The sequence below is a fragment of the Vreelandella glaciei genome, from assembly GCF_013415125.1.
GTDB lineage: Bacteria > Pseudomonadota > Gammaproteobacteria > Pseudomonadales > Halomonadaceae > Vreelandella > Vreelandella glaciei.
In genome coordinates this window covers 125,363-138,401 of the sequence record NZ_JACCDE010000003.1, presented here as the reverse complement: position 1 = coordinate 138,401, position 13,039 = coordinate 125,363, and the positions used below count along the sequence as shown (strand labels likewise).

General features: G+C 52.4%; 12 protein-coding genes. 7 read left to right on the top strand and 5 right to left on the bottom strand.

Going from position 1 to position 13,039, the window contains the following annotated elements; all coding sequences use genetic code 11:
* The first annotated feature begins 28 nt into the window (after positions 1-28).
* The 6 genes from moaB to HZS80_RS03150 all read left to right on the top strand — a co-directional run bounded on the left by moaB (position 29) and on the right by HZS80_RS03150 (position 6,648).
* Positions 29-607, top strand: coding sequence for a molybdenum cofactor biosynthesis protein B (gene moaB / locus HZS80_RS03180; protein WP_035558412.1), 579 nt, complete (start codon positions 29-31; stop codon positions 605-607).
* The gene (locus tag HZS80_RS03175) at positions 604-1,866 is read left to right on the top strand and encodes a molybdopterin molybdotransferase MoeA (RefSeq protein WP_179915151.1); all 1,263 of its coding nucleotides are present in this window, start codon (positions 604-606) and stop codon (positions 1,864-1,866) included. The genes moaB and HZS80_RS03175 overlap by 4 nt, the downstream gene beginning before the upstream one ends.
* Positions 1,867-1,919: 53 nt before the next feature.
* Complete coding sequence (locus HZS80_RS03170) at positions 1,920-2,327, top strand: putative zinc-binding protein (RefSeq protein ID WP_179915150.1); 408 nt, start codon at positions 1,920-1,922, stop codon at positions 2,325-2,327.
* A complete protein-coding gene (moaA, locus tag HZS80_RS03165; RefSeq protein ID WP_179915149.1) occupies positions 2,324-3,313 on the top strand; it encodes a GTP 3',8-cyclase MoaA in 990 nt (329 codons plus the stop codon). Before HZS80_RS03170 ends, moaA begins: the two co-directional genes overlap by 4 nt.
* An 802-nt stretch (positions 3,314-4,115) precedes the next feature.
* Complete coding sequence (locus HZS80_RS03155; RefSeq protein WP_179915148.1) at positions 4,116-5,645, top strand: UxaA family hydrolase; 1,530 nt, start codon at positions 4,116-4,118, stop codon at positions 5,643-5,645.
* 37 nt (positions 5,646-5,682) lie between these two features.
* Positions 5,683-6,648, top strand: coding sequence for a GntR family transcriptional regulator (locus tag HZS80_RS03150; protein ID WP_035558395.1), 966 nt, complete (start codon positions 5,683-5,685; stop codon positions 6,646-6,648).
* Positions 6,649-6,675: 27 nt separating this feature from the next.
* Here HZS80_RS03150 and HZS80_RS03145 read toward each other — a convergent pair whose 3' ends face one another.
* The 5 genes from HZS80_RS03145 to HZS80_RS03125 are packed head-to-tail and all read right to left on the bottom strand — an operon-like array spanning position 6,676 to position 11,648.
* The gene (locus tag HZS80_RS03145) at positions 6,676-7,566 is read right to left on the bottom strand and encodes an NAD(P)-dependent oxidoreductase (RefSeq protein ID WP_179915147.1); all 891 of its coding nucleotides are present in this window, start codon (positions 7,564-7,566) and stop codon (positions 6,676-6,678) included.
* Between the two features lie 56 nt (positions 7,567-7,622).
* Complete coding sequence (locus HZS80_RS03140) at positions 7,623-8,669, bottom strand: Ldh family oxidoreductase (RefSeq protein WP_179915146.1); 1,047 nt, start codon at positions 8,667-8,669, stop codon at positions 7,623-7,625.
* On the bottom strand, positions 8,666-10,180 hold the full coding sequence (locus tag HZS80_RS03135; protein ID WP_179915145.1) for a tripartite tricarboxylate transporter permease: 1,515 nt from the start codon (positions 10,178-10,180) through the stop codon (positions 8,666-8,668). The genes HZS80_RS03140 and HZS80_RS03135 overlap by 4 nt, the downstream gene beginning before the upstream one ends.
* Before the next feature lie 3 nt (positions 10,181-10,183).
* On the bottom strand, positions 10,184-10,624 hold the full coding sequence (locus tag HZS80_RS03130; protein WP_235272560.1) for a tripartite tricarboxylate transporter TctB family protein: 441 nt from the start codon (positions 10,622-10,624) through the stop codon (positions 10,184-10,186).
* Between the two features lie 43 nt (positions 10,625-10,667).
* Complete coding sequence (locus tag HZS80_RS03125; RefSeq protein WP_035558381.1) at positions 10,668-11,648, bottom strand: tripartite tricarboxylate transporter substrate binding protein; 981 nt, start codon at positions 11,646-11,648, stop codon at positions 10,668-10,670.
* A 248-nt stretch (positions 11,649-11,896) separates the two neighbouring features.
* Between HZS80_RS03125 and HZS80_RS03120 the strand changes: the two genes are divergently transcribed.
* Entirely contained in the window at positions 11,897-13,033 is a 1,137-nt protein-coding gene (locus tag HZS80_RS03120; RefSeq protein WP_179915144.1) for an iron-containing alcohol dehydrogenase, read from the top strand.
* Positions 13,034-13,039: the final 6 nt, after the last annotated feature.

Sequence of the window (13,039 nt, the reverse complement as noted above, 5' to 3'; positions counted from 1 at the left end):
CAATAGCAAAGCTAATAGGAGAGGCTTGATGTCCCATGTTCCTGAAGATGCTCTTTTCACTCCGCTTGGCATCGCGGTGCTAACGGTTTCCGATACGCGTGGCTTCGATGAGGATGGCAGCGGTGACCTGCTGGTTAAATATCTGAGCGAAGGCGGCCATAGCCTGGTAGAGAGGCGCATTGTTGCCGATGATATCTATCAGGTTCGTGCCGTGGTCTCGGAATGGATTGCGCGAGCAGATATTCACGCAATTCTTGTTAATGGCGGCACTGGCTTTACCGCCAGGGATACCACCCCCGAAGCATTGATACCGCTGTTCGACAAAGCGATTGAGGGGTATGGCGAGCTGTTCCGCCACTACTCTCTGAAGACCATCGGCACAGCGACGATCCAGTCTCGCGCCGTCGCGGGGGTGGCCAACCGAACGATGATGTTTGCGATGCCCGGCTCGCCCAAAGCGTGTGCGTTGGCGTGGGACAAAATAATCGCTTTGCAGCTGGACTCCCGCACTCGGCCCTGCAACTTCGCCGCCATGGTGCTGCCTTCAGCGACCCCGTGCAGTGGACGCCAGAAAGCGACTTCTTCCAATGAGGTGGAGCGCTTATGAACTGTCACTGCGCAGAAATAGTCACGCCCGGCTTGTTAGATCTGTTTGATGCACGCCAACGGCTTATCGATACAGCCACGCCCATTAATGCAGTAGAAACCATCACTCTAGAACAATCGGCGGGGCGAGTGCTGGCAGAAACGCTGGTCGCACCTCTCGATATGCCAGGTGTGGATAATAGCGCTATGGATGGTTACGCACTGTGTCTGGCTGATTACCAAGCAGCACCTGGCGGTGCAGGTTTACCCATTCTTCAACGCGTACCGGCTGGCGCAGGCGTCATGCTGCTACCAGAAGGAGGCTGCGCGCGTATTTTTACCGGCGCGCCGGTGCCCATGGGGGCAGATATTGTAGTGCCTCAAGAGCGGGTAACCCTTGATCAGCGCGGGCATATACACCTCGAGGGTAGCTTGGTGCTAGGCGCTAACATTCGCCGCCAGGGCGAGGAGACTCGCATAGGCACCCCGCTGCTCGCTGCGGGTAAGCTTCTTGATGCCGCGTCGATTGCGCTGCTGGCAAGCCATGGAATCAATGCCGTGACCGTCAAACGGCGCCTGAGGGTGGCACTGCTTTCCACCGGCGATGAGCTGATTGCCCCAGGTACGGCACGATCACCGGGACAGGTATACGACAGCAATCGCGCCATGCTTAGCGTACTGCTAGCGCAAGCTCAGTGCGATGTGCTGGACTTGGGCGTCATCGCTGATTCGCCGCCGTCATTGCATCAGGCTTTTGAGCACGCACAAAACGCTGCAGATGTGGTGATGTGCACCGGTGGCGTTTCGGTAGGCGAGGAGGATCATGTACGCCCGGTGATCGAGCAGCGCGGTGGGTTACATTTTCATGGTGTCGCCATGAAGCCAGGGAAGCCCTTTGCGTTCGGTTATCTGGGCGCGGAGCCTTCTTCCTCCACACCGTTAATGGCGCTGCCGGGTAATCCCGTGGCTTCCCTGGTGGGCTGGCAACTGCTCGCGCTGCCGTTTATTCATGCTATGCAAGGTAGAGCCGTAGCGGCTCTACAGTGTTACCCGGTAAAAGCGGGCTTTTCTCAGCGTGGCCCCCAAGGGCGCTGCGAGCTATTACGGGTGGAGCTGGATTGGTCACAGGGGACTCCCGTGGTGCAGTTAGCGGGCGGCCAGGGCTCGCATATGCTCAGCGCGGCTAGCCAGGCCCATGGTTATTTAATGATTAACCCCGCCACGCAGGTAACTGAAGGGGCCACCTATCACTATTACCCCATCCATCAGTTCGCCGCTTGAACAGCTTTTCCTATCGTGGCCACTGACCTCGTTTGTTTTTCATAGGAGAGGGTATGTCTTCACAATACAAACCTCGCACACTGATTTATGCCTGCTCCGGCTGCTCTGATGTGGCGCAACTGGCCAATAGCGTTGCCCTGCGACTTGACCATGCAGGAGAGGCGGAAATGTCCTGCATTGCCGGTGTGGGCGGTGGTGTGCCCGGTCTGGTGCGCATTGCCCGCTCCGGGCGCCCTATCGTAGCCATTGATGGGTGTCAGATGCATTGCGCCAGCCACTGTCTTTCCAAAGCGGGCGTTATACCCACTGAGCACGTCAAGATGTATGAGAACGGCCTGCGTAAGCGGCGGGGCCAATTTTATGATGAGGAAACCATTGAAGAGGTCACTGCCGAAGTTAAAGGGCTCATAGCTCGGCTACCCGTTAACGCCAGTGCCCAAGCAGAGGAGCCCTCAGAATGAGTGCGCTAGTCGATGGGTTTGGCCGTACGGTGCGTTACCTGCGCATATCGGTGACTGATCGTTGTGACTTCCGCTGTGTTTATTGCATGGCTGAGGAGATGACCTTCCTGCCTCGGGCCCAACTGCTTACCCTTGAAGAGATAGCCACGCTGTCGCAGGCCTTCGTCGAGCTGGGGGTGGAAAAAATCCGCCTAACTGGCGGGGAGCCGCTGGTACGCCAGGGCGTATTAACGTTAGTGCAAAAACTCGGTGAATTGGAAGGCCTGCGCGAGCTGGCCATGACAACCAACGGCTCAGGACTGGTCAAACATGCCGATGCATTGCGGCAAGGTAGGTTAGATCGACTCAATATCAGCCTCGACTCGCTTAAGCCCGAACGCTTTAAAGCATTAACCCGGATGGGTGATCTTGGCCAAGTGATTGCGGGTATCCGCGCAGCTCGCCGCGCTGGCTTTCAGTCGATTAAGCTCAACGCCGTATTGCTCAAGGGGCGCAATGACGACGAAATTATCGACTTGGTAAACTTTGCCCGGGATGAACACGTCGATATAAGCTTTATTGAGGAGATGCCGCTGGGCGCTATCAGCGAGCATAACCGTGGTAAAACCTTTCTTTCCACTGATGCGGTACGCGAGACCATAGAAAACCATTACCAACTCCTACCCACCACCGAGACTACCCTAGGGCCATCCCGTTATTACCGCATGGTAGACAGCCAGTCGCGGATTGGCTTTATTTCTCCCCATAGCCACAATTTCTGCGCTGCCTGTAATCGTGTTCGGGTGACGGCTGAAGGGCGACTACTCCTTTGCTTGGGCAATGAGCACTCGGTAGATTTACGCGCCGTCATGCGACGTTATCCGGGGGACACCCAGCGGCTTAAATCGAGCATTGTGGCGGCAATGAAGAAAAAACCTGAGCGTCATCATTTTACTACCGATGGTGAGGTTCAGGTTGTGAGGTTCATGAATGCAACAGGTGGTTAATTTAGTTTTGAGTTTGGCCGCTATTAGCCGTGTCAGTGGTTAGCAATTGCAAGCGCCCTGTCGGGAAAGTAGTCAAAAGCCCTCTTAACAAGTTCTTCTGCGGAAGTTTCAGGTTTCCCATCTATGCAAACCAAGTTGCCTAGCGTTTAAGGACGATTATCGATATTGCCAGGGCGCTGTGCTGTTGTATCGCGAGGGGTAGCCTGCGGCTGTTGAGGCGTCCGCTTTGCATCATTGCGACTACGAACATCTTTCCAAGCGTCCTTGGCTTTCTGTCTGTTTGCTGGCTTACGCAGCCAATTGACGACTGCCATTACGATCCATTTCCTCATGCGAACCTCCTGGTACCTAACTGCTTAGGAGCATATTCGTTATAGCATTGGTGTTAAGTCCCAGCCATTCAAGATGGACTAGGGTTTGTAACAATATCCGATGCGCCGTATTCCTCTGAGTTCCTGATTTTCTACTTCAACCTACCTCAGGCTAAGTTTTCAGCCATCCATATGCTATTTCACTATTCTCTATGCGGTCATGCCCTTAATCTTCCTTTTTCGCTCCTTAAGCGTAGCAGAGAACCCATTTTACACCTGTGTGGCTAACCAGCTTCCTCGCTCTGTTTTATAGCTATCGACATGCGCTTCGGGAGAAAGTAAACTGACTTTGATTGAATATTGCACACAATGATCATTAAATCGACGATAGTATAATATGCCCAGTACAACAATTCTAAACGCGCTGGTGAAAGACTGATGGCGGGGTACTGAGTGATTTGCAAACGTCATAGAGGCTTAGGGAGAAAATAATGGAGCTTATCAATAGTGTACCTGCGGTCATTAGGTTGAATCTTCATGACAATGTTGGCGTGGCGAGCAGGGCTGTTCCGAAGGGATACCCCATAGACGATGAACAGCACACTGCCCATGAGAATATTGATGCTGGTCATAAGGTTGCGTTAACGGTCATTGAGCCAGAACAGCCCATCTTCAAATATGGTCAGATTATTGGGCTGGCAACGCGGCGTATCGAGGCCGGTGAACATGTGCATACGCACAATATTGTTATGTTGGAACGTGACACATCACTGGAGCATTTCAAGCCAGCGCCAAGGACATCGGTGACTGACAGCCAGCGCACCTTTAATGGCTACCATCGTGCCAATGGACAAGTAGGCACCCGCAACTACATCGGCATTCTTTCCACCGTGAACTGTTCAGCCACGGTCTCAAAAGTGGTTGCAGAGCGGCTCAATGCCAGCGGTGAATTTGAGGCATTAGGCTTTGATGGCGTCGTGCCGGTCACCCATGGCTCAGGCTGCGCAATGAATACGGAGTCTGAGGGGTTTGCTTTTCTTGAACGGGTATTGAATGGCTATGCGATCAATCCGAATTTTGCCTTTGTGCTTATTATTGGTTTAGGTTGCGAAGCGAATCAGGTTAAGCAACTGGTTGAAAAATATGAACTGACCGATACATCAAGAATATTTTATTTCAATATTCAGAGCGCTGGCGGTACCCGAGCGAGCATTGAGAAGGCGTCGGAAAAAATCCGTCAAATGTCGAATGATTACCGTCATGCCGAGAGACGCCCGGCCCCGTTGAGCCACCTTACCGTGGCACTGCAGTGTGGCGGGTCAGATGGTTACTCTGGTATTACTGCCAACCCCGCCCTGGGACATGCGGCTGATCTTATCGTCCAACATGGCGGTAGCGTTATATTGAGTGAAACGCCTGAAATCTATGGTGCCGAGCATTTGCTTCTCGATAGAGCCATCAATGAAGACGTTGCGCGTAAGTTGCTTGAAAGGATCGAGTGGTGGAAGCACTACACGCAAATCAATGGGGCAGAATTAAACAATAATCCTTCACCTGGAAATAAAGCAGGGGGGTTATCCACCATTCTTGAAAAATCGCTGGGCGCCGTGGCTAAGAGTGGCTCCTCCAGCCTGAATGACGTGCTTGAGTATGCCCAGCCGTTGAAAGAGCCCGGTTTTAATTTTATGGATAGCCCTGGCTATGATCCGGTATCCGTCACGGGTCAGATTGCTTCAGGCGCAACCGTCGTGTGTTTTACCACGGGACGCGGCTCTGTCTCCGGGTTTAAGCCCGCGCCGTGTATTAAGCTGGCTACCAATACGCAGATGTACGAAAGCATTCTCGAAGATATGGATATTAACTGTGGCACCATTGTGGATGGTACCGCCACAGTAGAAGAAGTGGGCGAGCATATTTTTGAGAAGATCATTGCGATTGCCTCGGGCGAGCAGAGTGCCAGTGAATCGTTGGGTTATGGTAACAATGAATTTGTGCCGTGGATGGTGGGTGCCGTTACTTAACAACCCTTAACTAACACCTATGTAATGAGTGGCTTGAATGTCGCAGTCGTTAAAAGACCAGCTTTACGAGGCGCTTAAGCGAAGTATCAACAGTGGCCACCTTGAGTCAGGCTTAGTGCTGCTCGAAGGCAATATTGCAGAAATATTCGGTATGAGCCGCTCTCCTGTTCGCCAGACATTAGGACGTTTGCATGATGAACAGTTAATTTGCCGTTTCGATGGCCGTGGTTACTTGGTGGGGGCAACGGCCGTTGAGCCTATCAGGCGGAATCTAACCACGGCCGATTTCAGTGCGTTGGGCGAGGACGCCAAGATTGAGCGCACGGACACTTGGCGCGCTATAGCTGATGTTGTGGAACATGATGTTGTCTTGAGTTCGATGAAGGGCAGGTTCGAACTCAACGAGCTCCAGCTGGCAAGAAAATACAGTGTCAGCCGTACGATTACGCACCGAATTCTACTCTATCTGCAGTCCATTGGGGTGGTTGAAAAAGTGAAGTACACCAGTTGGTCCATTGTGCCGCTGGACAATGATCGATTGCATAACCTTTATGAAGCGCGTAGGCAGTTGGAGCCCTTTATGATTGCCAGGGCGACGCAGATTATGCCCGAGCAACAAATCTCCCATTTCATTGAGAAGTTAGAGCAGACGGCGGCGAAGTATCCTAACGTCGCAGGCGCGACACTGGATGAACTTGAAAGCGATCTGCACTACAGAACCGTGAGCATGGGTGGCAATCAAGAAATTTTTGACATGCTAAGGCGCACCCATCCTGTTCTGCTTATGAGCAAGCATCTGCTGGGCTCTAGCATGGCACTGCCAGACAAAGATCCGTTCTTTCATGACCATCTGAAAATCTTCGACAGAATGCGTCATAAAGAGGGTGAGCAAGCAAGCCAAGCGCTCTCTGCTCACTTGGCAGGCTCCGAAGCCAAGGTTCAAGAACGTCTTAGCGATTTTCGTGACCACGGCGTTCTCGACATCCCCGATTACTTGCGCTAACGATCACGATAAAGATAGTTTGCGTCGTTAATCGAGGGGCATTTCGTTTCGACGCCGGAGTTCTCGAATCAAGGCACTATGGTCGAGCTCTCCATCGCCATGGGCAACAAGGTCCGTGAACAGGCTATTCACCAGCGATGTGACGGGCAGGTCAAGCGACAGCTCTTTGGCGAGCGCAATGGCCGTTTGGGTATCTTTTAGTTGCCATTTGGCGGGGCCGCCCGGTGCGAAGTCATTGGCAATCATACGGGGGGCATGGGCGCGCAATATGGTGGAATCCGCGAACCCGCCTAAGAGAGCCTCGCGAACTTTAGCGGGATCAGCGCCACCGTGCTCTGCAAGAAGCACCGCCTCTGAGACAGTGGCGATCGTATTGGCGACGATTAATTGATTGGCTAACTTCGCCAGTTGCCCGGTACCTGCAGGGCCGACATGAACCGGGTTGCCCATTATCCTAAGTAGGGTACTTGTGCGCTCGAATGTGGCTACTTCACCGCCGACCATAATCGCCAAATTACCCGCTTGGGCACCTTTTTCACCTCCTGATACGGGGGCGTCCAGATAACCGATCCCGCGCTCAGCCGCGGCCTTGGCTTGCTGCTGTGCAGTTTCAACCGGGATCGAGCTCATCACCACCAGCGTGCTGTGCGGCTTCATGGCTGCCAATAGACCGTTGGGTCCCAGGATCACCTCATCGCAGACAGGGCCTGAACTGAGCATGACCACCACAACGTCTGCTTGCTCAGCCGCCTGCTGGAAAGTCTCGCTTACCTCGATGCCCAGTGAGGTAAGGGATTGTGCTTTATCCGGGGTGCGATTCCAGACGCGCACCTGATGTCCCGCCTTGGCAAGATTGGCGGCCATCGGCCCACCCATAATGCCTGTGCCAATAAAGCCTATTGTTGTTGGTTCGCTCATGATGATTGCCTCACTGCTCTGGTCCTACGATGATCAATTTTTTGCCGCAGCTATCTTTAATAACGACCCTTCAGTGATGAGTCATCAATCGCCTTTTGTAGCTCAGTCACCACATCGTCAGGCAGCGGAATACCTTGTTCCAAGTACTTATCTCGACGACTAAGCCCGGCTTGTCCAGGCATTCGCACTGGATACTGTGGGTTGACCGGCTTGGAACTCAGGCATGCTTCGATTAAATGATCTGTTTCATCAAGGAAAGCACTCTGTCCCGAGAAAAGGGTGGGGTCGATCACCATGACAGTCACCGAGGCCCCCCAACCAGTGGGCGCATCTTTACGCCCAAATCCGCCTAATGCGGAGGTCAGTGCTTCCACCATCAACCCCATCGCAAAACCTTTATGACCGAACTCCTGGCCGCCGAGCGGCAGGATGCTACCTTGTGGGTCGCTGAAAAAATCCGCTGGATCGTCGCTGGCAAGCCCCGTATTGGTAAGGATGACGGGATGTGCCATTTTGGTTTGCTCAGCGTGTGCTTTACCCACACTGCCATTAGTGACGGTCGACATGCTAACGTCCATCATGATCGGTTGGACGCGACTGGGGATGCCCATGGCAATAGGGTTCGGTGTGTAAACCGGCGAAACGCCTCCATAAGGGGCGACCGATTTCACCGCTGGATCCGAGGTCATAATGATCGGCATCAACCCTTGCTCAACAAAAGGCTGTAAATACGAGGCCAAGCAGGCGATATGGTGCGAACGTTTTATGGTCACAATACCAATGCCAGACTCTCGTGCTGCATCAGCACTTCGCTCAAGCGCTTTTTGCACTAAGTAGGGGCCAAGAATATAGTGGCCATCAACAAGGGCAGCGACTGAGCTGATCTCTTTTGAGGTCATCACGTTGTGATCACCGCACGCATGCCCCGATTTCAAATCTCTTAAGTAACCGTTCGCCAGTTTGACGCCATGGGTATGGTGCCCCAATAAATCGCCTTCAATAAGAATACTGCTGGTTGTCTCACTCACTTCACGTGAAGCACCGGCCTCCATGAATAGGGTAACCAGTACCTCTTCCAACCAATTTTTTGTATAGCGTTTCATGAAATCCTCGGCGCTTTGTGCTGACTGTTATGTTTGAATTTTTTGTAGGCCATGGTGATTAGCGGAGAGAGCCATAGCAAAATAACGAGGGCACCTAGACCTGCACTAATAGGGCGGGAAAAGAAGCTGAGTAGATCGCCATTGCTTTTGAGCATTGAGCTCATAAAACTGTTTTCCAATGTCGTTCCTAACACCAAGCCAAGAATCGCAGGCGCCATGGGAAAGTCACATCGGGCGAGAATTGAGGCGATAAAGCCGATCAGCAACATAATCCATACATCAGTAATCGAATTATTGATGGAGAAGGCGCCTACAATGCAGAAGCATAAGATGATCGGCATTAGGATTTTACGGGGCGTTAAGATAAATACCTTGGCGGATTTTATCGCCGCATAGCCAATCGGTAGCATGATTAAATTGGCAAGAAAGAACACGATGAAAAGGGCATAGATCAAGCCGGTGCCATCCATAAAAATGGTGGGGCCAGGGTTCATGCCTTTCATATAGAGCACGCCGATTACAATGGCGGTTATCGAGTCACCCGGAATCCCGAATACCAGGGCCGGCACCCAAGCGCCGCTAATCCCCGAGTTATTGGCGGAGCTGGCATCGACAATGCCTTCAATATGGCCGGTGCCGTAGGCCTGTTTCTGTTTAGAGCGGCCTTTGCCAACGGCATAAGAGATCCACGCCGCAATGTCAGCCCCCGCGCCGGGAAGTGCGCCAATCAGTGTTCCAATCGAGCTCCCTCTTATCATGTTCGGCCAATAAGCTTTTATATGCTTTGGTGCCTGTTTGAAAACGCTGTCTTTGGATAACGACGGCAGCTCTCTTCCTTCATTGCGTGAACCATAAAACAGCATGAGTTCGTTGAGGGCGAACATGCCGATCATGACGGGAATGAAGTTAATGCCCCCCATCAAGTCTGGAATGCCGAAAGTGAAGCGGGGGGCGCCGCTCATCATATCCAGACCAACCGTCGAAAGCAGTAAACCGATCATCAAAGAGAGAAATGCTTTAACCCTGGAGCCAATAGAGATAAAAATCGAGCAACTTAGCCCCAGTAGTGCCAGCCAAAAATATTCAAAAGAGCTGAATTGGAGTGCCACTTCAGCTAATGAAGGTGAAACAAAGACCAGTACTAGCGTCCCGAATAGACCGCCAAATACCGAACAGATCAAGTTCATGCCCAGTGTTTCTCTGGCTCGGCCCTTGTGCGCCAATAGATGTGAATCGGCGACATAGGCAGCCGAAGAGGGCGTACCGGGAATGTTCAAATAGGTGGCGGGAATATCCCCGGCAAAGATAGCCATGGCCGATGTGGTAACAATGGCGGCAATAGCGGGGGTCGGATCCATGTAGAAGGTAATCGGTACCAAGAGTGCAACCGCCATCGTGGCGGTTAACCCTGGCACCGCTCCCACGAACACACCAAATATGGCGGCCGCAAAGATAACCAGCATGGTTTCTACATTGAAAACGAGCTGCAGCCCTAACAGAAAAGCTTCCATAATCTAACCCCAAAAATTCATTAGCCCTTCAGGAAGGGGGATCAGCAGGTATCGCGAGAATAGGAAATAAATCGTTAGCGACGCGACGAAGGAGACCAGTAGTGCTAAAGGTAGGGAAGTTTTTCTCACCAGCATCAGTACGAACATAATGATGGCTAGGCAAAGGGCCGCGCCAAGAAACTCGCTCGCGAATATATAAAAAATAATGAGTGCTATAGGGAGGAGCGAGACAAGCACGGAGCGTAAGTCGAAGAAATTTCCCACATTCGCATTGGTGCCTGACAGTTGACGTTTTAGCGTAGGTAGCTGCGTTGCCGAAAGTACTAGGCCCCCTATGAGAAACCCTCCCCCAATGAGGGAGGGAAACAGAGATGGACCATATTGAAGACTCGCCATTGTTGGGTACTGACTAGCGACAGTTAACACGACGGCGCCAAGCAGCATGAAGGCTAGCCCCAAGAGGAGATCTCTCATGTTGATTATCCCCTTATTGGCTCAGACCAACGCTCTCAACAATGTCGCCATACACGGCATCCATTTCGACCATTAGCTCACCAAACTCTTCGGCATTGCGCCACTCAGTACCAAAGCCTTGTTTAGCCATGAAGCCTTGATAGGTATCGCTGTTGTAAGCGGCCTCTAGCGCTTCCTCAAGGGTCGCTACGATTTCCTCATCCATCCCCTTAGGACCGGTGATGCCACGCCATTCACCGACGAGATAATCGCTTCCGATCGCTTCATTAATCGTAGGGACGTCGGGGAAGCTGTTAATGCGCTCTGGTGCCATTACGCCAAGGCTTTTGGCACGCCCGGCTTCGATCATTGAGCGACCTTCGGGAACAGAGCTCGGCACAATATCGATACCACCGGCAGCAAGTTCCGTCATTGCTGGCGCCGCGCCCTGGCTGGGGATCCAGGTCACACGGTTGGCTTCAAGCCCCTGATCCATTAAGAAGCCTGCAAAGGCTAGATGCCATACGCCACCTTGACCTGTACCTGAGGCTTTAAAGGTGCCCATGGGTTGCTCAGCAATAGCATCAACGAGTTCTTGGACTGAATCGTAAGGCGCATCGGCGGCTACTTGAATGCCGGCGTAATCAAAGTTGATCTGGCCAATCGGAGTGAAATCTTCATACGTCAGGTCGGTCAGGCCCTGCCAGTGCATCATATTGAGCTCACCGGTAGCCAAGCCCAGGGTATAACCATCCGGTTTGGCACTCGCCATAGCACTGTGGCCGACCACACCGCTACCACCGGTACGGTTAACCACATTCACCGTTTGACCCAATTGTTCTTCTAACGCCGCGGCAATAGTACGCGCGGTTGCATCGGTGCCGCCACCTGCGGCCCATGGAACGATGATAGTGATGGGTTTTTCAGGGTAGGCCGCCAGCACCGAGCTGGATGCCGTCAGCAGTAGCAGAGCAGTAATGCGCTTGAGCGATTTTGTTTTGGTGCTTGTTTTCATGTGAGCCTCGGGTTTTTGTGTATTTGTAGGTTGGCAAAACAAATCTAGCATTAACGACCATTGTGTTCAATAATCATATTTTGTAGACTTTAGTTCAATTTTGACGCTACTTCTCTGACTTTTCTGAACGGGGACTGGGTCGAAATTACGCTTCGCGATATCGGCTTGTGGCGTTGCATCAACAGGCTTGTTAGCAGAGCGAGAGTAAGTTATTACTTAAAAACACTAACAATTCCAAAGGTAATGAAATGGCAATAATCAACTACGTCACTCAAATTCAATTTGATTTCGGGGCCGCCTCGTTGCTGCAGCAGGAGTGTGACCGCCTGGGTATTCGACATCCCATGGTGGTGACCGATGCGGGAGTGCGGGCTGCGGGTATTGTCGACCAGGTACTGAAGCATCTCCGTGATCCTCATCCAGCCATTTATGATCAAACGCCCCCCAACCCCAATGAGGCCGCCGTTCGTCAAGCCGTTGCGCAATACCGTGAGGGTGGTTTCGATGGCATCATTGCCATTGGTGGCGGCTCCTCCATTGATCTTGCTAAAGGCGTGGCTATTTGCGGTACCCATGAAGGCCCTTTGAAGTCCTTCGCTGTGGTTGAGGGAGGCTCAGAGCGAATTACCGCTGCGACGGCACCGGTTATCGCGATTCCAACAACGGCAGGCACCGGGAGTGAAGTCGGCCGGGGGGCGATTCTGATTCTGGAAGATGGGCGTAAAGTCGGCCTGTTATCACCCCACTTGGTACCTAAATCCGCTATTTGCGACCCCGAGTTAACGTTGAGTCTGCCCGCACAAATGACGGCAGCCACGGGGATGGACGCCTTATCCCATTGCCTTGAGACGTTTATGTCGGCGGCCTTTAATCCACCTGCCGACGGCATTGCGTTGGATGGTCTGCGCCGCGGCTGGCTGAATATTGAGCAGGCGACACGAAACCCCGATGATCGGGAAGCACGCATGAATATGATGAGTGCCTCAATGCAGGGGGCGATGGCCTTTCAGAAAGGATTAGGCTGCGTACATAGTTTGAGTCATTCGTTAGGCGGTATTAATCCGAGGCTTCACCACGGCACGCTCAACGCCATTTTCCTGCCCGCGGTTATTGAGTTCAACTCCAGCTGCGATTCTGTAAAGCATGAGCAAAAGCTTGAACGCATCGCTCAGACGATGCAGCTCAATAGCCCTACTGACATTGGGCCTGCTATTAAAGACATGAGTAGGCGTCTCGATTTACCCATGGGGTTAGCGGAATTGGACGTGTCTGAAGAGTTATTCCCCCGAATTATTAAAGGCGCCTTGGCTGATCACACTCATAAAACGAATCCCCGCGTTGCGAGTGAACAGGATTATCAGTGGATGCTTGAGCAATCCCTATAAGTCGAT